This is a genomic window from Rhizobium sp. NZLR1 (assembly GCF_017357385.1).
Lineage (GTDB): Bacteria > Pseudomonadota > Alphaproteobacteria > Rhizobiales > Rhizobiaceae > Rhizobium.
The window spans coordinates 4,324,785-4,347,657 of the sequence record NZ_CP071632.1; the positions used below are offsets into that span (position 1 = coordinate 4,324,785).

The 22,873-nt window shown below is 60.4% G+C and carries 21 protein-coding genes and 1 pseudogene; 9 read left to right on the top strand and 13 right to left on the bottom strand.

The annotated features are described in order from the left end of the window. Positions 1 to 153: 153 nt before the first annotated feature. The 3 genes from J3O30_RS21215 to J3O30_RS21225 form a co-directional block, all read right to left on the bottom strand. Positions 154 to 2,994: a winged helix-turn-helix domain-containing protein gene (locus tag J3O30_RS21215; RefSeq protein ID WP_207582133.1), complete on the bottom strand. Its 2,841-nt coding sequence runs from the start codon at positions 2,992 to 2,994 to the stop codon at positions 154 to 156. Between the two features lie 87 nt (positions 2,995 to 3,081). Then, positions 3,082 to 3,501: an Ohr family peroxiredoxin gene (locus J3O30_RS21220; protein WP_012759336.1), complete on the bottom strand. Its 420-nt coding sequence runs from the start codon at positions 3,499 to 3,501 to the stop codon at positions 3,082 to 3,084. 51 nt (positions 3,502 to 3,552) lie between these two features. Further along, positions 3,553 to 4,860, bottom strand: coding sequence for an epoxide hydrolase family protein (locus J3O30_RS21225; protein WP_130707887.1), 1,308 nt, complete (start codon positions 4,858 to 4,860; stop codon positions 3,553 to 3,555). Positions 4,861 to 5,176: 316 nt separating this feature from the next. Here J3O30_RS21225 and J3O30_RS21230 point away from each other — a divergent pair, with 316 nt between their 5' ends. Together J3O30_RS21230 and J3O30_RS21235 are read left to right on the top strand one after the other, a co-directional pair. Beyond that, the gene (locus J3O30_RS21230; RefSeq protein WP_012759338.1) at positions 5,177 to 5,572 is read left to right on the top strand and encodes an Ohr family peroxiredoxin; all 396 of its coding nucleotides are present in this window, start codon (positions 5,177 to 5,179) and stop codon (positions 5,570 to 5,572) included. A 105-nt stretch (positions 5,573 to 5,677) separates the two neighbouring features. Further along, positions 5,678 to 6,688: a DUF3095 family protein gene (locus J3O30_RS21235; protein WP_207582134.1), complete on the top strand. Its 1,011-nt coding sequence runs from the start codon at positions 5,678 to 5,680 to the stop codon at positions 6,686 to 6,688. 316 nt (positions 6,689 to 7,004) lie between these two features. On the opposite strand, the gene J3O30_RS21240 is transcribed toward J3O30_RS21235, so the two are convergent. Further along, complete coding sequence (locus J3O30_RS21240) at positions 7,005 to 8,228, bottom strand: argininosuccinate synthase (RefSeq protein WP_130703467.1); 1,224 nt, start codon at positions 8,226 to 8,228, stop codon at positions 7,005 to 7,007. A gap of 176 nt (positions 8,229 to 8,404) precedes the next feature. On the opposite strand from J3O30_RS21240, the gene J3O30_RS21245 reads away from it, so the two are divergent. Then, a complete protein-coding gene (locus J3O30_RS21245) occupies positions 8,405 to 9,256 on the top strand; it encodes an SDR family NAD(P)-dependent oxidoreductase (RefSeq protein WP_207582135.1) in 852 nt (283 codons plus the stop codon). A gap of 84 nt (positions 9,257 to 9,340) precedes the next feature. Next, positions 9,341 to 9,982 (top strand): LysE family translocator, encoded by a 642-nt coding sequence (locus tag J3O30_RS21250; protein WP_207582136.1) that lies wholly within the window; start codon positions 9,341 to 9,343, stop codon positions 9,980 to 9,982. Positions 9,983 to 10,095: 113 nt separating this feature from the next. On the opposite strand, the gene J3O30_RS21255 is transcribed toward J3O30_RS21250, so the two are convergent. The 5 genes from J3O30_RS21255 to J3O30_RS21275 form a co-directional block, all read right to left on the bottom strand. After that, positions 10,096 to 10,890, bottom strand: a complete 795-nt coding sequence (locus J3O30_RS21255; RefSeq protein ID WP_207582137.1) for an ABC transporter ATP-binding protein — start codon at positions 10,888 to 10,890, stop codon at positions 10,096 to 10,098. After that, positions 10,887 to 11,765: an ABC transporter permease gene (locus J3O30_RS21260; RefSeq protein WP_207582138.1), complete on the bottom strand. Its 879-nt coding sequence runs from the start codon at positions 11,763 to 11,765 to the stop codon at positions 10,887 to 10,889. The genes J3O30_RS21255 and J3O30_RS21260 overlap by 4 nt, the downstream gene beginning before the upstream one ends. A 130-nt stretch (positions 11,766 to 11,895) precedes the next feature. Further along, entirely contained in the window at positions 11,896 to 12,849 is a 954-nt protein-coding gene (locus J3O30_RS21265; protein ID WP_207582139.1) for an ABC transporter substrate-binding protein, read from the bottom strand. 93 nt (positions 12,850 to 12,942) lie between these two features. Continuing rightward, positions 12,943 to 14,169: a 23S rRNA (adenine(2503)-C(2))-methyltransferase RlmN gene (gene rlmN / locus J3O30_RS21270; RefSeq protein ID WP_207582140.1), complete on the bottom strand. Its 1,227-nt coding sequence runs from the start codon at positions 14,167 to 14,169 to the stop codon at positions 12,943 to 12,945. 350 nt (positions 14,170 to 14,519) lie between these two features. Then, positions 14,520 to 15,032 (bottom strand): invasion associated locus B family protein, encoded by a 513-nt coding sequence (locus J3O30_RS21275; RefSeq protein ID WP_007632470.1) that lies wholly within the window; start codon positions 15,030 to 15,032, stop codon positions 14,520 to 14,522. Between the two features lie 334 nt (positions 15,033 to 15,366). Between J3O30_RS21275 and J3O30_RS21280 the strand changes: the two genes are divergently transcribed. Continuing rightward, positions 15,367 to 15,927 carry a sigma-70 family RNA polymerase sigma factor gene (locus tag J3O30_RS21280; RefSeq protein ID WP_207582141.1) on the top strand — a complete coding sequence of 187 codons (561 nt, stop codon included), beginning with the start codon at positions 15,367 to 15,369 and terminating at the stop codon, positions 15,925 to 15,927. Here J3O30_RS21280 and J3O30_RS21285 read toward each other — a convergent pair. After that, positions 15,924 to 16,316: a YkvA family protein gene (locus J3O30_RS21285; RefSeq protein ID WP_207582142.1), complete on the bottom strand. Its 393-nt coding sequence runs from the start codon at positions 16,314 to 16,316 to the stop codon at positions 15,924 to 15,926. The two genes, J3O30_RS21280 and J3O30_RS21285, sit on opposite strands and share 4 nt — an antisense overlap. Positions 16,317 to 16,395: 79 nt before the next feature. Next, positions 16,396 to 16,701: a 4a-hydroxytetrahydrobiopterin dehydratase gene (locus tag J3O30_RS21290; protein ID WP_207582143.1), complete on the bottom strand. Its 306-nt coding sequence runs from the start codon at positions 16,699 to 16,701 to the stop codon at positions 16,396 to 16,398. 202 nt (positions 16,702 to 16,903) lie between these two features. Between J3O30_RS21290 and J3O30_RS21295 the strand changes: the two genes are divergently transcribed. Continuing rightward, the gene (locus J3O30_RS21295; RefSeq protein WP_207584396.1) at positions 16,904 to 17,350 is read left to right on the top strand and encodes a low molecular weight protein-tyrosine-phosphatase; all 447 of its coding nucleotides are present in this window, start codon (positions 16,904 to 16,906) and stop codon (positions 17,348 to 17,350) included. On the opposite strand, the gene thpR is transcribed toward J3O30_RS21295, so the two are convergent. Together thpR and J3O30_RS21305 are read right to left on the bottom strand one after the other, a co-directional pair. After that, positions 17,257 to 17,850 carry an RNA 2',3'-cyclic phosphodiesterase gene (gene thpR / locus J3O30_RS21300; protein WP_207582144.1) on the bottom strand — a complete coding sequence of 198 codons (594 nt, stop codon included), beginning with the start codon at positions 17,848 to 17,850 and terminating at the stop codon, positions 17,257 to 17,259. The two genes, J3O30_RS21295 and thpR, sit on opposite strands and share 94 nt — an antisense overlap. Positions 17,851 to 17,918: 68 nt before the next feature. Then, positions 17,919 to 18,562: pseudogene (locus tag J3O30_RS21305) on the bottom strand (arylesterase). A 72-nt stretch (positions 18,563 to 18,634) separates the two neighbouring features. On the opposite strand from J3O30_RS21305, the gene J3O30_RS21310 reads away from it, so the two are divergent. The 3 genes from J3O30_RS21310 to J3O30_RS21320 all read left to right on the top strand — a co-directional run bounded on the left by J3O30_RS21310 (position 18,635) and on the right by J3O30_RS21320 (position 22,790). Continuing rightward, complete coding sequence (locus J3O30_RS21310) at positions 18,635 to 19,342, top strand: ABC transporter ATP-binding protein (RefSeq protein ID WP_207582145.1); 708 nt, start codon at positions 18,635 to 18,637, stop codon at positions 19,340 to 19,342. Further along, positions 19,339 to 21,882 carry an ABC transporter permease gene (locus tag J3O30_RS21315; protein ID WP_207582146.1) on the top strand — a complete coding sequence of 848 codons (2,544 nt, stop codon included), beginning with the start codon at positions 19,339 to 19,341 and terminating at the stop codon, positions 21,880 to 21,882. Before J3O30_RS21310 ends, J3O30_RS21315 begins: the two co-directional genes overlap by 4 nt. 179 nt (positions 21,883 to 22,061) lie before the next feature. Further along, positions 22,062 to 22,790, top strand: coding sequence for a Bax inhibitor-1/YccA family protein (locus J3O30_RS21320; protein ID WP_007632456.1), 729 nt, complete (start codon positions 22,062 to 22,064; stop codon positions 22,788 to 22,790). Positions 22,791 to 22,873 lie beyond the last annotated feature (83 nt).

The following is a 22,873-nucleotide window of genomic DNA, read 5'->3' on the forward strand; positions in this document are numbered from 1 at the left end:
GCGAACTTTTTCGCTTTAGAAGGATAAGGCCGCTTTGCGCGCCCATGTCGACCATAGAGGGCGGCTTCGCAGCTTCCTGAAAGCGGACATCGTCTTGGGCACGGTCTCCGTCCCCCTGTGCACCAAAAGCAGCCACTTCAGTTACTCGCGAGGTTATGACAGGTTTTGTAGTAGTGTGTCTGCGGCCATCACGTCTGTCGTGTCCATACCCTCTTCAAATCTCTCACACACTGGCGTCAGCAGTACCCGAGCCTCGCGTAACCTACCGTCGCTGGCCATCAGTGCGGCCAGATCGGTTGCTGCCCGCAGCTCCCAGGCATGTGCACCCATGCTGGCACTTCTTTCCAAAGACGAGACCAAGCAAGCCTCGGCGTCGGTTGCGGAATTGATCGACAGCAAACCTGCCTTCACGCGCAGCAGCTCCGGCATATAGCAAAGGTCGCCGTTCCTCTCGACAAGTTCGATGGTCTTGTTGATCCGGGCCATCCCTTCCTCGCGCTCTCCGATCAGTGCCAGTCCTTTTGCAAGGGACAGCTCCAGCATCGTCGTGAACACCTCGTAGGTGGATGCATGAAGCTTCTCGATGCATCGTCTGAGTGTCTCGATCCCCAGCTTCACCTGTCCCCGACGGATGGCCAGTTCGCCTTCGAAGCCCCGAGCCACCGACACGTAGGGAGACAGGTTGTGTAGCCCCGCACGGGAGACCAGCCATTCAATGTGTTCCTCGGCACTCGGCACGTCGCCCCGCCATAGGAAGACTGCAATGCCTCCAAGCAGTGCGATGCAGAGTGTCAGTGAGTGATCCAACTTAGCGGCATCGCTGATCGCCTGTCGCGCTTGGACGTCGGCCTGCTCCGGGTAGCCTTGTAGCCAAAGGTTCCGTGCAAGAATTCCGCCAGCGAGATGCTTTCCCTCGAAGCCGACGTAGCTTGCAGGTGTTCGTTGTGGCTGATGTTCGCTTCTTGTAGCCGCTTCGAGTTCGGTGCGGGCGTGGCGAAGATCACCGGTAAAGTGCAGCGAATTGCCGAGGAAGAAGTGCGCCAGTTCGACAGTGGCGGCGTCATCAAGAGTGGCGGCGATTGCCGAACACCGCCGGGCATAATCAAGAGCGGCGTTAAAATCTCCTATCCGAAGGCTGAACATGTGCAACGGACCTAGTATGCGCAACTGGTCGAGCGTGTTCCCCCGGTCCTCGGCAATATGGAGGGCGCGACCAAGAGCGATCTGCGGTGTCTCGCGGCCTCCCTGCAGATACATCCGGGAAATTCCCAGACCGGCTTGTAGGTGCATTTCCTCGACGCCTCCCCTGAACGCCTCATCCAGTGCAAGAACCGCCCGTTCCGACCATCGCTGGCACTCCGGGAAAAGTGACATCACCTGGAACACAGGTACAGCAGCAGCCGCAAGCCTGATGCCGACGTCGATATCGCCATGCTCCCCGAACGCCCATTCCAGTGCCGCCCGCACGTTGTTGATGCTCACGAAATACGGCAATCGCTCAGGCCCCGTAGAAAGCGTCGGCCAATCCGGTCCGAATTGCTCCAGCCAACGCTGACAATAGGTCGCGTGACGCGCATTCAATCCGGCGCGGTCCTCGTCCGTCTGCGCATGGAGCGCGTAGGCACGTGTCGTATCCAGCAAGCGGTAGCGCATCGTCGCCCCTGCCGGCCGCGTTGCGAGCAGAGACTTGGCGACCAGATTGTCCAGTGCCTCGAATATGGCCGAGGGCGCCATGTCCGCTGTGGAAATGACCTCCAGCGCGGCGTCGAGGGTGAAGTCGCCGACAAAAACGGCAAGCCGCCGGAGCACCGTGCGCTCCAGGTCTGTTAGAAGTCCAAAGCTCCAGTCGAGCGTCGCCTGTAGGGTCCTTTGTCGCGGCGGTGCGTTTCGCGATCCCGCCCACCCCAATGTCAGATGCTGATCGAGCAGCTTGGCGGTCTGAAGGAGGCCATAGCTCTCGACGCGTCTGGCGGCGAGTTCTAACGCAAGCGCCATACCATCGAGTTTTCGGCAAATACTCGCGACGACGCGGGCATCCTGGTCGCTGAGATTGAGATTGGCACCGCTCGCCGCAGCCCGTTCGACGAACAGCCGAGTCGCTGGAAAGGCAAGTATCGTGTCGGTCGTAAGTTCCAGGTCATCCGGGGGGAAAGCGAGGGTATCTAGCCGGTAGACGCTTTCGGCCTCGATCCTTAACGCCTCGCGACTTGTTGCCAGCAGAAAGACCTGAGGGGCGGCTTCGACAATGGCGGCCACGAGATCAGCAATGGCATCAATCAGATGCTCGCAGGTATCGAGTATCAACATGATTTGCTTGTCGCGGAGGTAGGCAATCAAACTGGGACGTACATCGCTGGAGCTGACGGACAAACCAAGCATCGAGGCGATCCCGGCCGCGACTAGAGCCGGATCGCTCACCATGCCATAATCGGCAAACAGGACTGCTCCCTTGAATGTGGGAGCGAGGTGATGCGCAACTGCCGTGGCGACGGTCGTCTTTCCGACACCGCCGACGCCGACAATGGTGACCATTCGCGAGGCCATCAGCTTTTCGGTCAGCGCGAGAACATCCTGCTCTCGGCCGACCATGCGATCCGGTCGGCCCGGCAGAATAGCGTAACGGAAATCGAGTTCGGCGGAGACTTGTCGAAGGAGACCGGATCGTGAGATTGGCGCGACGAAACAATAGCCCCGTCCGGCAATAGTGGTGATGTACCGTGCTCCATCGTGACCGTCGCCCAGCGCCTTCCTCAGGCCTGTCATGTGGAAACGCAGGCTGCCTTCATCGACGATGACATCAGGCCAGACGCGGGATATCAGGTCTTGCTTGCTGACGATGACATTGGGAGCGAGGGTGAGAGCGACCAGCAAGTCCAGTGCACGCGCCCCGAGGTTTATCGGAACCCCGTCCTTCGCGAGAAGCCGTTGGCCGACACTCAAACGGAACGGACCGAAGGATAACTCCTCCGCTTTAACGTCGCCGCCTATGTTCATGGCTTTGCCCCAGCCGTCCCCACTGGCTCCTTATACTCCAATCGCACTGCTGAGGCTATTGAGGACGAATACTGCCGCAGCGCGCTCTCACCCGATCCTGAATACGACCTCGACATTGCCCCGTGTAGCCCTGGAAAAAGGACATATCCGCCGCGACTCTTCGATCAAAGAGGAAGCGACGTCTCTTTCCAAACCGGGAAGTTGAATGGCGAGCCGAACGCCGAGGATTGATTGATCGTCGTCCGATGACAGATCGACTTCGGCATGAATTTTGACGTTGGCGGGAAGGTTCACTCCGGTCTCTCTGGCGACCTTCGCCATGGAGCTTGCGAAGCTCGCCGACCAGGCGGCAGCCATGAGCTGTTCGGGATTGGTGCCGATTCGGGCCGAACCGGGTTCTGAAAGCCTGATGTCGAGCACGCCGTCGGTGCTGCGGGCGATCCCGTTCTGACGCCCGCCTGTCGTTTCGGTGATTGCCGTGTAGATCAGATGCATGGTGTTGTTCATGGACATATCCCTTGAGCGGCGAGCGCCGGTTGGGGCGCTCGCCTGATAAGATCAGCCGGACTTCCGCAGGCTGCGAAAGCCGACACGGACCTCGTCTGTGAAGAGCTTCGGCTGCTCCCATGCTGCAAAGTGTCCACCCTTCGGAAGCTTGTTGTAGTGAACCAGGTTTGGATAAGCCTTCTCGGCCCAGGCGCGGGGCGTCTGGTAGAGTTCGTCTGGGAAGACGCTGACTGCGACCGGCACCTTGACGCCCTTCGGAGCGAAGAATACGAGCTTGTTCTCCCAATAGAGCCGCGCGGCGGATACGCCGGTATTTGTCAGCCAAAACAGCGTCACGTTGTCGAGGACATCGTCAGGGCTCACACCCTCATCCTGGCCGTCGAATGATCGTGCGATCATCGCCAGGCTCGCCCTGTCATGATCGAGCATATAGGTCGCGAGTGCGATGGGTGAGTCCGACAAGCCCGTGAGGGTCTGGGGACGCGTGCCCATCAGAAATGCGTAGTAGACATTCTTGTAGAAGGAGACGAGCTGGTCGTAGGAGGCTTTTTCTTCGTCCGACAGCCCTGCTGGAGCAGGGGCTCCGACAAAGGATGCGTTGTTGATGTCGTTGGGGATCGCTCCTGGCATGTTGGTATGGATGCCGAGCAATTCCGGAGGAGCCTGCACACCGATCATATCGGTCACGACTGCGCCCCAATCGCCGCCTTGCGCAACGAATTGCTTGTAGCCCAGACGCCGCATCAGAGTGATCCATGCCGTCGCTATCCGTTCTGGTCCCCAGCCGGTCGCATCAGGCTTTCCGGAAAAGCCATATCCTGGCATCGACGGGATGACGATGTGAAATGCATCCGAGGCACTGCCACCGTAGGCTGTCGGGTCGGTGAGCGGCCCGATGATCTTCAATTGCTCAATGATCGAGCCCGGCCATCCGTGGGTCACGATCAGAGGAAGCGCGTTCTCGTGCTTGGAACGAACATGGATGAAATGGATGTCCAGCCCATCGATCTCGGTGATGAAATTCGGCACGGCATTGATCCGGGCTTCGACCTTGCGCCAGTCGTATTTGTTCTGCCAGTGATCGAGCAACTGCTTGGTGGTTTTGAGCGGTACACCCTGGGAGAAATCGCTGACTGTCTCCTTTTCGGGGAGGCGGGTGTGAGCAAGGCGATAGCGAAGGTCGGCGAGATCAGCCTCTGGAACGTTCACCCGGAACGGGCGGATGGCATCGGATTCCGTTGCGGCAGTCGAACCCGCGGGAAGCAAACTTGCGATGCCCAGGGCAGCAATGCCGGACGCTGCAGCAGCCAGAAGGCGACGGCGATCCTCGTCGATAACGTCAGTCTTGATAGCGGTCATGATCATTCTCCTTGGAAACAGGTTGAACGTCTGCACGACTGTGCTGCTTCAAGGGGTACGCTGGGGACGTGGAGTTCACACGTTAGGTGTTGTGAGATCTTGATAACGGCCCGATGCTTATCGGAAGCAGCATCCGTTGGCCTGCGAGCCCCCCGTGTGGACGGGCTTCGCTTATGCGGTGCTCGTGTGCCGTTAATCGCAGCTATTAACAGCTAGCAACGCATAACGTGCGATCCCGGACTCGGCGAGGTAGGTCTTTGGTCAGCACAGCGGTGCAGACGCTCAATCATCAACAGCTACCAAAAGGAATTTCGCCATGACCTCCAAGGTTCTCTTCACTGGTAAGACACACAACACCAATGGCCGCGATGGCGGTGCTCGCAGCGCCGATGGCTTTCTGGACATCAAGATGAAGCAGCCGCATCCTGCCGCCGAAAACCTGTTCGGAGCCGCCTGGTCCGCCTGCTACATGGGAGCCATCGAACTGGTGGCCTCCAGAAAACAGATCAAGCTCCCTGCCGGGATATCAGTCGACGCTGAAATCGATCTGAACAATGACGATGGCAACTTTTTCCTCAGTGCCCGCCTCAATGTCAGCGTCCCCGGCATCGACCCGGTGATTGCTCGCGAGCTGCTCGATGCCGCCCACGGCATTTGCCCCTATTCGAAGGCAACGCACGGCAATATCGACGTCGTCACCAATCTCATCTAAGCGCGACCTTTTGGGTCTGTCCGGTTTAACGGGCAGACCCAACAATCATCGAGCTGTCAAGCCATCCGCACAAACAGCGACGTCGAAATGTCTGGAGGAAATGCAATGTTCAGATTCAGCACTAAACGTCACGCCTATCATGATTTTGCCGAGTTGCTTGACACGACGATCTACCAGCCATTGCCTGACGAATGGCTTGTCGGGATTACGGATGTCGTGAACTCCACTTCTGCGGTGAATGCGGGACGCTACAAGGACGTTAATTACGCGGGCGCATCGGCCATCGCGGCATTGGGGAACGCCTGGAACAGCTTCGATTTCCCATTCGTGTTTCGAGGCGACGGTGCCGCGTTCGCCTTCCATCCCGACAGACTGGAAACAGCGACGGCGGCGCTCCGGCAGACCGTTGGACACGTCCGCGACGTCTTCCAGCTTGATCTCCGGGCTGGCCTGGTCTCGGTGAGAGAAATCCGTGCAGGGGGTAAAGATGTCCGTACTGCTCGATTCTCAGCATCCGAAACTGCTATCTATTCGATGTTTGCTGGCGGCGGACTTAACTGGGCTGATCGGCAGATCAAATCCGGAAAGTATGGGATCGCCGACAACGTCACGGACACCTCCGCGAACCTGAGCGGCCTGACTTGCGAATGGGCACCGATCCACAGCCGGAGCGGCGAAATACTTTCCCTCCTCGTGGAACCCTGCGACCATTCGAGGTCCACGATGTTCGCGAAGCTTGCCAAGCAAATCGTGGCGGTTTTCGACACAGGAGAGCGACATTCCCACCCGGTACCTAACGACATCGTCATCACGCAGGACGTCGAAGACTATCTCAGCGGCGCAGCATGGGCCGATGTCGTCGCGAATTCGGACTATCGCAGATACGACGACGTTCTACGTTTGACGCTGGATTGCACGGCCGAACAGATCGGAGTGGTCGAAGCTCTGCTTGTCCGCGCCAGAAATCGTGGTGACATCAGGTTTGGGCTACACCGGCAGTCCCACGCGCTCATGACTTGCCTGGTACCTTCCGGCAACAAGGGCTCTCATCTTCATTTCCTCGACGGAATGGGCGGCGGATACACAAAGGCTGCTGAAATGCTGGAGGCTCAGTGAACACAGCAGGCGCTCAACCGACAGGCTTACATCCAAAATTATTGCCTGCAGAGCAATGATTAGCGACGGCTTTGGGCCATTCCCAGACCTTGGCGCGGAGTGCCCGAATGTCCGTTTTCTCGTCGGGTATGCTAACAGCGGACGGTCGGCAGTCGGCCCCGTAACGGTCATTCCTTCACCCCGGGCCAACTACTGCTCCTTGCGCAAATCCGGTCATCCAGACGCTCTAAGAGTTGCTGGTTTGCTACCTCATTCCGCGAAAAAGCCCGCGCGGCAATGCCGGCGGGCTGATATTCGGTTCGAAGGGAACCCGTGATTACTTCACGAGATTGCGCTTGGCGAGCGTGCGCAGGCGCAGCGCGTTGAGCTTGATGAAGCCGGCCGCATCCTTCTGGTCGTAGGCGCCCTGGTCATCTTCGAAAGTGACGAGCTTGTCGGAATAGAGCGACTTTTCGCTTTCGCGGCCGATGACCATGACATTGCCCTTGTAGAGCTTCAGCGTTACTTCGCCGTCGACATGCTCCTGGCTCTTGTCGATCAGCGCCTGCAGCATCTCGCGTTCCGGCGAGAACCAGAAGCCGTAGTAGATCAGCTCGGCGTAGCGCGGCATGATGTCGTCCTTGAGATGGGCGGCACCGCGGTCGAGCGTGATCGATTCGATGGCGCGATGCGCCGTAAGCAGGATCGTGCCGCCGGGGGTCTCGTAGACGCCGCGCGACTTCATGCCGACGAAGCGGTTCTCGACGAGGTCGAGACGGCCGATACCGTTGTCGCGGCCATAATTGTTGAGCGCAGCCAAGAGCGTCGCCGGGCTCATGCGCACGCCATTGATCGAAACCGCATCACCCTTTTCGAAGCCGACCTTGATGGTCGTTGCCTTGTCGGGTGCGGCCTCAGGCGAAATGGTGCGCATATGCACATATTCAGGCGCCTCCTGGGAGGGGTCCTCGAGAACCTTGCCCTCGGAAGAGGAATGCAGAAGGTTGGCGTCGACGGAGAACGGCGCCTCGCCCATCTTGTCCTTGGCAACCGGGATCTGATGCTGTTCGGCAAAGGCCAGCAGGTCGGTGCGACTCTTGAACGCCCAGTCGCGCCACGGCGCGATGATCTTGATGTCGGGGTTCAGGGCATAGGCGGAGAGTTCGAAACGGACCTGGTCGTTGCCCTTGCCGGTCGCGCCGTGGGCGATCGCATCGGCGCCGGTCTTCTTGGCGATATCGATCAGATGTTTGGAAATCAACGGACGGGCGATCGAGGTGCCGAGCAGGTAAACGCCCTCATAGACGGCATTGGCGCGGAACATCGGGAAGACGAAATCGCGCACGAATTCCTCGCGCACATCCTCAATGTAGATCTCCTTGATGCCGAGCATCTCGGCCTTCTTGCGCGCCGGCTCCAGCTCTTCGCCCTGGCCGAGATCGGCGGTGAAGGTGACAACTTCGGCGCCGAGTTCCGTCTGCAGCCACTTCAGGATGATCGAGGTGTCGAGGCCGCCGGAATAGGCGAGAACGACTTTCTTCACGTCTTTGTATGATGCCATGATGATGAGGTCCGTTGCATAAAAGGCCGGCAAAACCCGGTGTCGCGGCACTTTTAGCGAGATTGGCGCGTGACGCAAGGCCAAGTGCGACGCTGATGGTGCCGATAGCGTTTGACAGCGCCAAAGCGGAGCCCATATTCGCCAGCGTCCGCAAATGCTCGAGGAGAGGCTGCCCCGTGACGAATATTCAAGACATTTTCAAGACATCCAATGTTGCCGTCATCACCGGCGGCGCCTCCGGCATCGGTCTTGCCGCGGCGAAATATTTCGCCGGACGCGGCATGAGCGTTGCCATCGCCGATCTCGGCGGCGATCGGCTGGCCGACGCCGCCAATGAACTCAAGGCCATTGCCGGCGAGGAGAATGTGATGGCGGTCGAGACCGACGTCGCCAGCAGAGACTCGCTGGAAGCGCTCGAGCGCGCCGTACTCCAGCGTTTCGGCCGTGTGCACGTGCTGATGAACAATGCCGGCATCGGCCCGGAAACTTCGATCTTCAGCCCGCAGGCGAACTGGGACAATATCTTCGCCGTCAACCTGATGGGCGTGATCAACGGCACGCGCACCTTCGGCCCGAAGATGCTGTCGCATGGCGAACCGGGCCTGATCATCAACACCGGCTCCAAGCAGGGCATCACCACGCCGCCCGGCAACCCCGCCTACAACATCTCCAAATCAGGGGTGAAGGTCTTTACCGAAGCGCTGCAGCACGAGCTTCGCAACACCGAAGGCGGAAAGATCTCCGCCCATCTTCTGATCCCCGGCTTCGTCTTCACCGGCCTCACCAAGGGCGACCGCGCCGAAAAACCGGCCGCCGCCTGGACGCCGGAACAGACCGTCGATTTTATGGTCGAAAGCCTCGAACGCGGCGATTTCTATATCCTTTGCCCCGACAATGACGTGGCGCGTCCTCTCGACGAGCGCCGGATGGCCTGGGCGGCCGGCGATATCATCGAGAACCGTCCGCCGCTGTCGCGCTGGCACAAGGACTACGCCGACAGCTTCAAGGCGTTCCTCGACCAGAAGTAATCGGCACCATAAGAAGGTTTGATTGGTAATTTTCTGAAAGCCGGGTAAGAGATCCCCCGATCCTTTCCGGCTTCAGAGTGTGTCATGGATTTCCTGCCCAGCCTGCCGACCCTGCTCGCCTTTGCCGCCGCGACGCTGTTGCTTGCGGCAACCCCAGGCCCCGATATGACGCTGTCGATCAGCCGCGCACTGGCCCAGGGCAAGAAGGCGGCTCTCTTCGTTGTCGTCGGCACCAGCCTCGGCATCGTCGTCCACACCATGCTGGTCGCTTTCGGCATTTCGGCGCTGATTACCGCCTCGCCGACCGCCTTCCTGATCCTGAAGACTGGCGGTGCCGCCTATCTGCTCTGGCTGGCGGTGCAGGCGATCCGTTTCGGTTCAAAGCTCACCGTCGCCAAGGTCGAGGAGCAGAAGGGCACGCCGCTTTCCAACATCTCCTCCGGCTTCTGGGTCAATCTTCTGAACCCCAAGGTCATCATCTTCTTCATGACCTTCCTGCCGCAATTCGTCAGCGCCGGCGATCCAGCCGTCACGCAGAAGCTGCTTTTCCTCGGGCTTTGCTTCATCCTGATCGGCATGCCGGTCAATGCCAGCGTCGTCTTTGCTGCCGACTGGCTGGCCTCCTGGCTGCAAACCAACAAGAAGGTGTTGCGCGGCATGGACTACACTTTCGCCGGCGTCTTCTCGATCTTCGCGGCGAAGATCCTGCTCACCCAAGCCAGATGATCAGCCAATCCGCGGTCGCGAAACGATCCGCTCACGGTCGGCCTTAGCCGATCACGCCGTCGCCTTAGCCGATCAGCACGCCGTCGGCGCTAGCCGATCAGCACGCTGTCGGTTTATCCGATCAGCAAAGCATCGTCATCGAGCGTCTGGCCGCGCATCTTGCGGAACATCGCGATCAGGTCCTCGACCTGCAGGTTCTTTCTGTTGTCGCCCGCCACGTCGAGAACGATCTCGCCGCCATGCAGCATGATCGTGCGGTGGCCGTAGTCCAGCGCCTGACGCATCGAATGCGTCACCATCATCGTCGTCAGCTTGCGCTCGGTAACGATCTTCTGTGTGAGGTTCATCACGAACTCCGCCATCCCGGGATCGAGCGCTGCCGTGTGTTCGTCGAGCAGCAGCACTTCCGAGCCTGCAAGCGTCGCCATGACGAGCGAAACGGCCTGGCGCTGCCCGCCGGAGAGCAGATCCATGCGGTCCTTCAGCCGGTTTTCGAGCCCGAGATTGAGTTCGGCGATCCGCTCCCGGAAATAGTCGCGCCTGCTACCGCCGAGCGCCGGTGCAAGCCCACGTTTCTTGCCCCGACTGGCAGCCAAAGCGAGATTTTCCTCGATCGACAAAGCGCCACAGCTTCCCGTCAGCGGATCCTGGAACACACGCGCAACCAGACCGGCGCGTGATGCCGTCGACTTGCGCGTCACCTCGTTTTTGCCGATCAGCACCTGCCCCTCGCTCGGCAGGACATCGCCGGCGAGCACGCCGAGCAAAGTCGATTTGCCGGCGCCGTTGGAGCCGATGACGGTGACGAAGGAGCCTTGTTCTATGGTCAGGCTGACGCCGTTCAGCGCCTGCTTCTGCAGCGGCGTGCCGCGCCCGAAAACAACCTTGATGTCCTTGACGCTGATCACGATGCGGCACCTCCGCGAAGACGGGGCAGGATGAGCGCCACGGTCACCAATACCGCCGTCACGAAATTGAGGTCGGATGCCTGCAGGCCGATGACGTCGCTGGATAGCGCCAGCTGGATCGCGATGCGATAGAGGATCGAGCCGAGCACGCAGCCGATCAACGCGATCAGCAGCCCGCGCCGCCCAAGCAGCGTCTCACCGATGATGACCGCGGCGAGACCGACGACGATTGTGCCGACGCCCGAAGTGACGTCGGCAAAACCGTTCGTCTGGGCAAACAATGCGCCGCCGAGCGCCACCAGCGCATTCGAGATCGCCATGCCGAGATAGATCTGCCGGCTGGTATCGACGCCCTGCGCCCGCGCCATCCGCGCATTGGCGCCGGTCGCCCGCATCGCCAGCCCGGCATCGCTTTCCAGGAAGCGCCAGACCACGATGAGCGCGATGACGACGAGAACGCCGACGAACAGCGGCCGCACGTAGAAATCGCGAAGACCATGGCCGAAGAATGGGCTGATCATCGTGTCGGCATTGATGAGGGCGACATTGGGTTTGCCCATCACGCGCAGATTGACGGAAAACAGCGCAATCATCGTCAGGATCGAGGCAAGCAGGTTGAGGATCTTGAAGCGCACGTTGAGCAGCGCCGTTACCATGCCCGCACCCGCGCCGGCCGCCATCGCGACCAAGGCCGCGAGCCAGGCGTTGACACCAGCGATGATCAGCACCGCCGTCACCGCCGCGCCGAGCGGAAAGGAGCCGTCGACCGTCAGGTCGGGAAAGTCCAGAACACGGAAAGCGAGATAGACGCCGAGAGCGACGAAGGAATAGACCAGGCCGAGCTCGACGGCCCCCCAGAATGCGATTTGGCTCAAGGCTTCCGCCCCTTTTCTTCCGTTTCCGTTTCGCATGCGTGCGAAACATTCAAGCTTCCAATAGCATCAGCCACTCTCGTGTGGAACGAGAGCGGCTGTAAAACTTGACCGATGGCAGCAGCCGCGTTGCTTATTCGATGACTTTAGTGGCGCGGGAAAGCACGCTCTGCGGCAGGGTGACGCCCATCTTGGCCGCAGCAGCCTTGTTGACGACGAGATCGCTGCCGGCGGCGGTCTTGACCGCAATATCACCGGGGTTTTCGCCCTTCAGCACCCGCACGACGATTTCGCCCGTCTGCTTGCCGACATCGTAATAGTTGAAGCCGAGGGCGGCGATCGACCCGCGCGAAACCGAATCCGTATCGGCGGTGAAGAGCGGCAGCTTGCTCTCCTCGGCAACCGCGACGGCGCCTTCGAGCGCCGAGATGATGGTGTTGTCGGTTGGGATGTAGATCACATCGGCGCGGCCGACGAGCGCGCGTGCCGCACCCTGAACCTCTGCCGACTTGGTGGCGGCCGATTCCACAACCTTCAGGCCGGCCTTTTCGGCTTCGGTCTTCAGCACCGCCAGCAGCGAAACGGAGTTCGCCTCGCCGGAATTGTAGAGATAGCCGATGGTTTTCACATCAGGCAGGATTTCCTTGATCAGCGCGATGTGCTCGGCGACCGGCGACATGTCGGAAAGGCCAGTGACGTTGCCGCCGGGCTTGTCCATATTCTTGACGAGCTGGGCGCCGAGCGGATCCGACACGGCCGTGAAGACCACCGGGATATCGCGCGTCGAGGAGACGACCGCCTGGGCCGATGGCGTGGAGATCGGCACGATGACATTCGGCTCGTCGCCGGCGAACTGGCGGGCAATCTGGGCTGCCGTCGCCGGATTGCCCTGCGCCGACTCGAAGACGAATTTCAGGTTCTCGCCCTCTTTGTAGCCGGCGGCCGTCAGCGCATCGAGAACACCCTTCCGGGCTGCATCCAGCGCCGGATGTTCGACGATCGCCGTCACGGCAACGGTCACATTGTCAGCCTTTGCGGGCAGGGAAAGGGCCAAACTGGCGGCAAGAGCGAGTAAAATCGAGCGCATTTGTATCCTCCTGATTGATTTTGGCGCCAGTTTTAGGAAAGGGGCGCCCTGAAATCAATCGCGGAGAATTGTAGCAAGGATCAAACTTGCTGATCAGTCGTCGGCGCCGTGATTGGCAATCATCATCGCCTCGAAGGCCAGGCGCTCGGTCTTGCGCATACGTTCGGAGTCCGATTTCAGCTGGCCGCAGGCGGCAAGAATGTCGCGGCCGCGCGGCGTGCGGATCGGCGAGGCGTAACCCGCCGAATTGATGAAATCGGCGAACTTCTCGATCTGTTCCCAGTCGGAACACTGGTAATTGGTGCCGGGCCAGGGATTGAACGGAATGAGGTTGATCTTCGCCGGCACGCCTTTCAAGAGCTTGATCAGCCCCTTGGCATCTTCCAGGCTGTCGTTGACATCCTTCAGCATCACATATTCGAAGGTGATCCGCCGTGCGTTCGAAAGGCCCGGATAGGTTCGGCAGGCTTCGATCAGCTCCTTCAGCGGGTACTTCTTGTTGATCGGCACGAGAATGTCGCGCAAATCGTCGCGCACCGCATGCAGCGAGATCGCCAGCATGACGCCGATCTCATCGCCGGTGCGGAAGATCTCCGGCACGACACCGGAGGTGGAAAGCGTCACTCGGCGCCTGGACAGCGACAGGCCGTCGCCATCCGTGGCGATCAGCAATGCCTGTTTGACGGCGTCGAAGTTGTAGAGCGGCTCACCCATGCCCATCATCACGATGTTGCTGACCTTGCGGCCCTCGGCAGGCATGATCGTTCCCTGCGGCGCTTGACGATCCGGGAAGTCGCCGAGCCGGTCACGGGCAAGCAGCAGCTGTGACAGAATTTCCTCTGCCGTCAGGTTCCGCACCAGCCGCTGTGTCCCGGTATGACAGAAGGAACAGGTAAGCGTGCAGCCGACCTGGCTGGAAAGACAGAGCGTGCCGCGGCCCTCTTCCGGAATATAGACGGCTTCGATCTCGACGGGGCGCCCCGCGCCCCGCGGGGGAAAACGCAGCAGCCATTTGCGCGTGCCGTCGTTCGAGACCTGTTCCTCGACGATCTCCGGACGTTCGATAGTGAAATGCTGCTTCAGCATCTCCCGCATATCCTTGGCGACATTCGTCATATGGTCGAAATCGGAGACGCCGCGCACATAGATCCAGTTCCAGAGCTGCGCGACGCGCATCTTGATCTGCTTCTCAGCCACTCCCGTTTCCCGGAGTACCGCCCCCATCTCCTCGCGCGACAGCCCGATCAGAGACGGCTTTTCGAGGCTGGCGGAGGTGTGCGCCTGCGGCTTGCTAACAACGATCGCATCCATGACGGACATAAGCATTCATCCCGAATTCAAACATGTCCTGCCCCTGCGAGCCCGCATGCTTCAGGGTGAACCGGAAGACTTGCGGACGCATGACGGCAGATCGGCAAAAATTGAATGGCGGAACGGCGACTGATCGCGATCTATCCGCTGTTGGGCCGGCTTTAGCATCATTTTGCCCGCCCGTCACTACATAGCGTGTCGCGCAAAACTGTGCGGCGGTTTTGCGACAACGACATGTGGAAACCAAAGACCTAAAGCGTGGAAAGCGAATCTGAAAGATCCCGCTGCGCTTTAGATGGAATCGAGAGGGGCCGGCGCAAGGCCGGCCCCTCTCGAAATTCTGCGGTGGGAAAGGCTGCTTACTTGCAGCTTTCGATCTGCTTCAGCGCAGCCGAGATGCCGGAGAGCGAATAGCTGTAGGAGGTGCCGGTGCCCTTGCGCGAAACGGCATTCACCGTCATCGAATGACCGGTCTTCATCGCCGCGACGAGGGCTGGCTCCTGCGCCGCATTCTCGACCCAGCCGGCCTTGTCCTTGGTGAACATCACGAAGGTCTTGTTGTCGATGACGACGTTGATCTTCGAATTTTCCTTCACCGTGTAGCCCATCATCGCCTGCGGTTCGTAGGAGATGTTCTGGCCCGGACGCTGCGAGACGATGAAGAAGTTGTCGCCGTGGTCAACGCTTGCCGGCTGCTTTGCCGTCGGAACGGACAGCACATAGCACACGGTGCTATTGCCCGACTTGTAGGAGTAGGCGCCCCATGCCTGGAACTGCTGGATGCGGTTCGGCGCGGCGGCCTGTTGCGCTGCCGCAACTCCGGCCATAACAAGGGTGAGTGCGAGAGCGGATACGATACTTTTTACAAACATGGATTCCTGCCGGTTCTTGCGATCAAGGCCCGAAGCGATCATAGCGGGCGCCGCATAATCACGATCTGCTTTATTTTGACTTAATTCAGGTTACCAAATGGTCAACAATAGCCGCGATTTGTATGTGCCTGTGTCATTTCAGCTCGAGTGTCAATTTTCGACCCTTTGACGGTATCGGCTGCAACACCGTGTCCCGATGGTACTGGCCGTCCGTTCCGCTGAATTTAAGACACAAAGATTCAGGCAAGAGTTTGACCTTTCCCAAATCCGTTGTACCTCATTAAGACTTGGAAATCCGATACGAATTTATTGCGCAGGGGGCTGGTGAGGGGACATGGATGCCGAGGAAAGACAGCGTTTCGCTGCCCTCGCAAAGGCCGTCGCCAGAGATCGCGACCAGCAGGCCTTTTCCATCCTGTTCGACTATTTCGCACCCCGGCTGAAAGCCTGGCTGATGCGCCAGAAGATGACCTCAGGCGAGGCCGAGGAACTGGTTCAGGAGACCATGATCGTGCTCTGGCACAAGGCAGATCTCTACGATGCCACGCGATCTTCGCTCTCGACCTGGCTTTTCCGCATTGCCCGCAATCGCCGCATCGACATGCAGCGCCGCGTCAATACCCGCATCTTCGATGAAACCGATCCGGCTCTGCAGCCGCCGGCCGAAATCGGCGCGGAGGAAATCGTCGCCAACGACGATCGCGACGCCAGGATACGCGCCGCCGTCGGCCAATTGCCGGAGGAGCAGCGCGATATGCTGCGCGCCGCCTTCTTCCTCGGTCAATCGCACTCGGAAATCGCCGAAGCGACCGGGCTGCCGCTCGGCACGGTGAAGTCGCGAATCCGGCTTGCCTTCGGCAAGCTCCGCAAGGTGCTGGAACGCGAGATGGCTTAGATCGTCTTCATCGTTTCTTCGGTCCGGTCGGCCAGAACGCGGTCGGCCGCCTCGTAGTGGCCCGGGCGGATATGGCCACGCACCATGGCGAAGGCCGCCGAGAGCACGGCGATGTCGTCGGAAAAGCCGATGACGGCGAAAACATCCGGGATTATGTCGATCGGCATGACGAAATAGGCAAGCGCTGCGAGCAGCACGCCGCGCACCTTCGTCGGCGTCTGCGGATCGAGCGCGCAGTAGAAACCGGCGACGACATCGCGTGAGAACGGAATTTGCCGCACAGCCCGCCGGAAAGTCGGCCAGAATTTCTGCCGTACGGTCTTTTCCCGTCGGCTCTGGGTGTCCTCGTCGCCTGGCAACAGGATTTCCCCGAATTTGACGTCGTTCATCCCTGCCTCCTTTCGTCCAAGCGAACATATGGTGATGGCGCCCACTCTTTCAATCGACCCCTTTCAATCGGCCCCGCTTTCAAACGCCGCGTCGCGACGCAACCTTCTCCATCGCCTTGGCGAGCTTGAAATCCAGCTCCGTCAGTCCGCCGGCATCATGCGTGTTCAGCGTCACATCCACCCTGGAATAGACGTTGAACCATTCAGGATGGTGGTTGAGCTTCTCGGCCGTGATCGCCGTCTCCGTCATGAAGCCGAAAGCCTCGATAAAATTTGCAAACTTGAAGCTCTTCGATATCGAAGAGGCCGCATCATTGAGCGCCCAGCCCGCAAGCCCCGCCAGTTGCGCCTCGACCGCCGTCCGTTCCAGTCTTTCCATTTTCATGCCATGCTCCTCCTGTGTGTCCGACAGGTCTACCGATGAAACGCATCAGCATCCTCTTCGTTTGCATGGGCAATATATGCCGTTCTCCGCTAGAACAGGATGATTTTAGGCCGGGTCGGCCTAAAATCTGAATCCTGTTCTACATTAAAGAGTTAGAGCATGATGTCGTCCGAAAACCGCTTACACTTTTCGGCATCATGCTCTGGCGGAGGGAATTTTCAGCCACGTCGCCGCCGAGGCGGATTTGAGTGGCCGCTTCACGATCGATTCCGCCGGAACCGGCGGCTGGCATGAAGGCGAGCTGCCTGACCTGCGGTCGATCGCCACGGCGAAAAGCCACGGGATCGACATATCCGGGCAACGCGCCCGCCGAATCCGCTCCAGCGATTTCAGGGATTTCGATCTGATCCTGGCCATGGACCGCGATAATGTGGCGGCGCTCGAAAAGATCGCGCCGCCTGAGGCAACCATCCGTCTTTTCGGCGATACCGCGCTTGGAACGGGAGAGGATATTCCCGATCCCTATTATGGCGGCCCGGCAGGTTTCGAGCTGGTCTATACCAGGCTCTTGACCGGCTGCAGCAGCCTGCTCGAAACGCTGGGCGTCGAGCGCGCCTCGTGCAGCGGGAACACTTCCTCGGTGAGGTAGGGCCCCCCGCCGACCGATTCGCGCGACGAAAGCAGCACGAAGCGCGGCGCGGTGAAACTTGCGGTGTGGAAGTTGCCGCGTCCCGCCAGATATTGCACGACATCGTCGAGCCGCGACGATTTAAGCCGCGCCAGCGTCACATGCGGCATGAATTTGCGCGGATCCGGCGGCAGGCCGATACGCTGGCAGATGCGCTCGATCTCACCCTGCAGCGCATGCATTTCAGGCGATTGCGAAACACCGGCCCAGACCGAATGCGGTTTCTTCGAACCGAAGGAACCGATGCCTTCGAGCCGGAACTGGAATTCCGGCCGGTCGATCCGGTCGAGTCGTTCTACGATTTCATCAGCCGTGCGGCCGTCGACATCACCGATGAAGCGCAGGGTGATGTGGTAATTCTCCACATCGATCCATCGTGCTCCGGGGAGGCCACCGCGCAGCAATGAAAGGCTCATCGCCGCATTGCGCGGAATTTCGAGGGCGGTAAAAAGTCTCGGCATAACGAGCACTCCCCGAATCTTTTGCAGATGCTCACACGGAATCACGCAATCAACGACCGCGCAAGCCCCTATTTCTTCACAGAAGAAATCGCTTCGACGAAATTTGTGACGGCCGGCTCCATCTTCCCGACCATGATCTCGACACCTCTCGTATTCGGATGCATGCCGTCTTCGAGTTTAAGCCCTGGATCCAGCGCGACACCGTCGAGAAAGAACGCGTAGAGCGGAAGTCCGTGTTTTTCCGAAAGCCTCTGGTAAATCGGATTGAACCGCGCCGCATAATCCGCCCCCATGTTCGGCGGCGCCATTATGCCGGCAAGCAAAACAGCAATCCCGCGATCCTTTAGCCGAGCAATCATCTGATCGAGATTCTTCTCGCTTTCTTCAGGCGGGATGCCGCGCAACGCATCATTGGCGCCAAGCTCCAATATGACGCCATCGGTGCCGTCAGGTATCGACCAGTCGATGCGAGCAAGCCCCCTGACGTCGTGTCACCGGAGACCCCGGCATTGGCAACGGCGACGTCGAGCCCCTTCGCCTTCAGGGCCGCCTGCAGCTTTTCCGGAAAGCCGTCGCCGGGCGGCAGCTGGTAGCCCGCCATCAAACTGTCCCCGAAACCAACGAGATTGATCGTTCGGGCATCCGCTGCAACGGCAAAGATCAGCGAGACGGCAATGACGGTGAATTGAAGCGCGGCAACTTTAAATCTCATTCTGGCTTCCCTAGATTGGCGAAGTGCTGTTATGCGGCCATTCGATTATGGATTTATATAGGGCGATTTCTGTTGGCAAAAACCATCATCGAGTTGAAGGGCGCCGATCTGACCCTCGGCAGTGCAGCCGCCTCCGTGCATGTGCTGAAGGGCATCGATCTCGATGTCTCTGCCGGCGAATCCGTCGGCATCGTCGGCCCGTCCGGTTCCGGCAAATCGACCCTGCTGATGGTGCTTGCCGGGCTGGAGAAACTCGACAGCGGCGAAATCAACATCAACGACACGCCGCTTCAGACGCTGAGCGAGGATCAGGTCGCCGATTTCCGCGGCCGCAACATCGGTATCGTCTTCCAGTCCTTCCACCTGATCGCCAACATGACGGCGCTGGAAAACGTTGCCGTGCCGCTGGAACTCGCCAATGTCGGCAACGCTTTCGAGATCGCCCATCGCGAGCTGAAATCGGTCGGCCTCGGTGAACGGCTGAACCATTATCCCGGCCAGCTTTCCGGCGGCGAACAGCAGCGCGTGGCGATCGCCAGGGCGCTTGCCCCCTCTCCGGCCCTGCTGATCGCCGATGAACCCACAGGCAATCTCGACACCGAGACCGGTCGCCAGATCGCCGACCTGCTGTTCTCCAAGCAGGCCGAACGCGGCATGACCCTGTTGCTCGTCACCCATGACGTCTCGCTCGCAAACCGCTGCTCGCGCCAGATCCGCGTCCGCTCCGGCAGGATCGAAGGCGACAGCGCCGCCCGCCACAACGAGGCGGCGATCGCATGAGGATCATCACGCCGCGCGTCTCGCTCGCTTTTCGCCTGGCGCTCCGCGAGCTGCGCGGCGGCATTCGCGGCTTCTACATCTTCCTCGCCTGTATCGCCCTCGGCACGGGTGCGATCGCCGCGGTCAATTCCGTGTCGCAGTCGATCACCGACACGATCGCTTCGCAGGGGCAGGAGCTGCTGGCCGGCGACGTGCGTTTCGAGCTCAACAATCGCGAGGCGACGCCCGAGGAAATGGGCTTCCTCGACGGCCTCGGCACCGTTTCGGTCTCGACGGGCCTGCGCTCGATGGCCCGCAAGCCTGACGGTTCCGATCAGGCGCTGGTCGAGGTCAAGGCCGTCGATGACGCCTACCCGCTCTACGGCCGCTTCGTGGCCGAGCCGGACTATCCGCTCGCAGCCCTGCTTTCAGGCCAAGGCGGCACCTATGGTGCGGTCGCAGCCCCATTGCTTCTCGATCGGCTCGGGCTTGCGGTCGGCGACGAATTGCTGCTCGGCACCGTCAAGCTCAGCATCACCGGCACGGTGAAAACCGAGCCGGATGCATTGTCGGAGGGTTTTGGCTTTGCGCCGCGCCTGCTCGTCAGCCGCCGGGCGCTCGCAGCCTCCGGGCTGATCCAGACGGGAAGCCTAGTCGAACATGCCTACAAGATCCGGCTGGAAGACAAGGGCGCGATGTCGGGCATTCAGGCGCGCGCCACCAAGGAATTCCCCTCCGCCGGCTGGGCTGTTCGCACCAGCGACCGCGCCGCACCCTCGCTCACCGAAAACATCACCCGTTTCTCGCAGTTCCTGACGCTGGTCGGCCTGACCGCGCTGATCGTCGGCGGCGTCGGTGTCGCCAATGCCGTGCGCGCCTTTCTCGATTCCAAACGCACCACCATCGCCACCTTCAAATGTCTGGGTGCGCCGGCGCAGGTCGTCGTGTTGATCTATCTCTTCCAGATCGCCATCATCGCGCTTGGCGGCATCCTGATCGGCCTCGTCATCGGCGCCCTGTCGCCGATCTTCGCCGCGCAGTTCCTGGCGCAGTTCCTGCCGGTCTCGACTGCGCCGACCCTTTATCCCGGCGCCCTGCTGCTTGCCACGCTCTTCGGCATCCTGACGACACTCGCCTTCGCCATCCTGCCGCTCGGCCACGCCCGCGAAGTGCCTGCGACGGCACTCTTCCGCGAGCAGGGTTTCGAGGCCCGCCGCCTGCCCTCCTGGCCCTACATCCTGCTGGCCGCGCTGTTCATGGCCGCCCTTGCCGGCCTTGCCATCGTCACCGCCTATGACCGCTTCATCGCCGTCGTCTTCGTCGGCGCGATCGTCTTTGCCTTCGTCGCCCTTCGCCTTGTCGCCGCGCTGATCGCCTGGCTTGCGCGCCGCAGCCCGCGCGTCAACTCGCCGGCATTGCGGCTGGCAATCGGCAACATCCATCGCCCCGGCGCGCTGACGCCCTCGGTCGTGCTCTCGCTCGGCCTCGGCCTGGCTTTGCTGGTGACGCTGACCTTGATCGACGGCAACCTGCGTCGGCAGCTGACCGGCCGCATGAACGAAGGCGCGCCGAACTTCTTTTTCGTCGATATCCAGAGCGCCGAGGTCGACGCCTTCCGCGATCTCGTCAAGGCGCAGGCGCCGCAGGGCAAGCTCGTTGAAGTGCCGATGCTGCGCGGCCGGATCGTCGCCTTCAACGGCGAAGATGTCACCAAGTTGGACGTGCCGGCCGCCGGCCGCTGGGTGCTGAACGGCGATCGCGGCATCACCTATGCCGACACCCTGCCGGAGAATGCCGCCCTCACGGAAGGTAACTGGTGGGGCAAGGATTACAGCGGCGAGCCGCTCGTCTCCTTCTCGTCGGAAGAGGCGCATGAACTCGGCCTGAAGATCGGCGATAAGATCACCGTCAACGTGCTCGGCCGCAATATTACCGCGAAAATCGCCAATCTGCGCCGCGTCCAATGGGAATCGCTGTCGATCAACTTCGTCATGGTTTTCTCGCCGAACACCTTCCGCGGCGCCCCGCATGCCTGGCTGGCGACCCTCACTGATCCCTCCTCGACACCGGCCGAAGATGCGGCGATCCTGAAATCCGTCACCAACACCTATCCGACGATCACCAGCGTCCGCGTCAAGGACGCGATCGATATCGTCAACCAGCTGGTCGGCGAGCTTGCGACCGCAATTCGCGCCGCCGCCTCCGTTGCTCTCATCGCCTCGATCCTCGTCTTGGCCGGCGCGCTTGCCGCCGGAAACCGGGCGCGCACCCACGACGCGGTGGTGCTGAAGACGCTTGGCGCCACCCGCGCCATGCTGATCCGCGCCTTCAGCTACGAATATCTGATCCTCGGGCTGGCAACCGCAATCTTCGCGTTGATCGCCGGCGGCGTTGCCGCCTGGTTCATCGTCGCCCGCATCATGCGCCTGCCCTCGACCTTCCTGCCCGATGTGGCGGGGCTGACGCTGGTGACCGCGCTCGTCCTCACCGTCGGCATCGGCCTCATCGGCACCTGGCGGATCCTCGGACAGAAGGCGGCGCCCGTCCTGCGCGAACTCTGACCGGATAGCGACGCCCAAACCCTTCACCTTACGGCGATTTAACCGACCGAGCCTTTGCAAGCCTCTTGTTTGCGATCGGCGAAAGCCTCATATTGTCTGCAGGCATGCTGGAGCTCCGCAGCGGCGCCCGGGTCGAAAACCCGACACCGTATTTCCATCGGAGCTTGTAAGAGGAAACTATGGCTGACCTTCGTAACTATCAAAGCCGCGCGCAGACCGGCGAGATGATTGATCAAGGCCTGCGCACTTATATGCTCAAGGTTTACAACCTGATGGCGCTGGGTCTGGCGATCACCGGCGTGGCCGCATATCTCGGATTCAACTTCGCTGTTCAGGACGGCCAGCTCACCCAGTTCGGCGTGCTGCTGTTCCAGTCGCCTTTGCGCTGGGTCGTCATCCTTGCGCCTCTTGCGGCCGTCTTCTTCCTGAGCTTCCGCATTAACAGCATGAGCGTGGCCGCCGCCCAGACGACTTTCTGGGTCTATGCCGCACTTGTCGGCCTGTCGCTCTCGTCGATCTTCCTGGTCTACACCGGCCAGAGCGTCGTTCAGACCTTCTTCGTCACCGCCGCCTCCTTCGGCGCGCTGTCGCTTTACGGCTACACCACGAAGCGTAACCTGTCGGCGATGGGCTCGTTCCTGATCATGGGTCTTTTTGGCCTGATCATCGCTTCAATCGTCAACATCTTCCTGGCGTCGTCCGCGCTGCAGTTCGCGATCTCCGCGATCGGCGTCCTGATCTTCGCAGGCCTTACCGCCTACGACACGCAGCGGATCAAGGAATTGTACCTGGAAGCCGATGACGTCGCCGTGGCCGGCCGCAAGGCGATCATGGGTGCGCTGACGCTCTATCTCGACTTCATCAACCTCTTCATGTTCCTGCTCCAGTTCATGGGCAACCGTAAATAAGCAGGACAGACTGAGATCGAAAAGGCGGCTTCGGCCGCCTTTTTTGTTGCGCCGGCTTTCGCGGAATGGTTTAGGAGAGACCT

What these genes read in the sequence shown, in the direction of transcription:
- J3O30_RS21225 (WP_130707887.1), bottom strand. Translation starts at nt 4,860, where the DNA reads ATGACCGCTATCAAGACTGACGTTATCGACGAGGATCGCCGTCGCCTT.
- rlmN (WP_207582140.1), bottom strand. Translation starts at nt 14,169, where the DNA reads ATGTCCGTCATGGATGCGATCGTTGTTAGCAAGCCGCAGGCGCACACC.
- J3O30_RS21230 (WP_012759338.1), top strand. Translation starts at nt 5,177, where the DNA reads ATGACCTCCAAGGTTCTCTTCACTGGTAAGACACACAACACCAATGGC.
- J3O30_RS21250 (WP_207582136.1), top strand. Translation starts at nt 9,341, where the DNA reads ATGGATTTCCTGCCCAGCCTGCCGACCCTGCTCGCCTTTGCCGCCGCG.
- J3O30_RS21290 (WP_207582143.1), bottom strand. Translation starts at nt 16,701, where the DNA reads ATGAAAATGGAAAGACTGGAACGGACGGCGGTCGAGGCGCAACTGGCG.
- thpR (WP_207582144.1), bottom strand. Translation starts at nt 17,850, where the DNA reads ATGCCGAGACTTTTTACCGCCCTCGAAATTCCGCGCAATGCGGCGATG.
- J3O30_RS21320 (WP_007632456.1), top strand. Translation starts at nt 22,062, where the DNA reads ATGGCTGACCTTCGTAACTATCAAAGCCGCGCGCAGACCGGCGAGATG.
- J3O30_RS21220 (WP_012759336.1), bottom strand. Translation starts at nt 3,501, where the DNA reads ATGAACAACACCATGCATCTGATCTACACGGCAATCACCGAAACGACA.
- J3O30_RS21275 (WP_007632470.1), bottom strand. Translation starts at nt 15,032, where the DNA reads ATGTTTGTAAAAAGTATCGTATCCGCTCTCGCACTCACCCTTGTTATG.
- J3O30_RS21315 (WP_207582146.1), top strand. Translation starts at nt 19,339, where the DNA reads ATGAGGATCATCACGCCGCGCGTCTCGCTCGCTTTTCGCCTGGCGCTC.
- J3O30_RS21215 (WP_207582133.1), bottom strand. Translation starts at nt 2,994, where the DNA reads ATGAACATAGGCGGCGACGTTAAAGCGGAGGAGTTATCCTTCGGTCCG.
- J3O30_RS21280 (WP_207582141.1), top strand. Translation starts at nt 15,367, where the DNA reads ATGGATGCCGAGGAAAGACAGCGTTTCGCTGCCCTCGCAAAGGCCGTC.
- J3O30_RS21285 (WP_207582142.1), bottom strand. Translation starts at nt 16,316, where the DNA reads ATGAACGACGTCAAATTCGGGGAAATCCTGTTGCCAGGCGACGAGGAC.
- J3O30_RS21235 (WP_207582134.1), top strand. Translation starts at nt 5,678, where the DNA reads ATGTTCAGATTCAGCACTAAACGTCACGCCTATCATGATTTTGCCGAG.
- J3O30_RS21265 (WP_207582139.1), bottom strand. Translation starts at nt 12,849, where the DNA reads ATGCGCTCGATTTTACTCGCTCTTGCCGCCAGTTTGGCCCTTTCCCTG.
- J3O30_RS21240 (WP_130703467.1), bottom strand. Translation starts at nt 8,228, where the DNA reads ATGGCATCATACAAAGACGTGAAGAAAGTCGTTCTCGCCTATTCCGGC.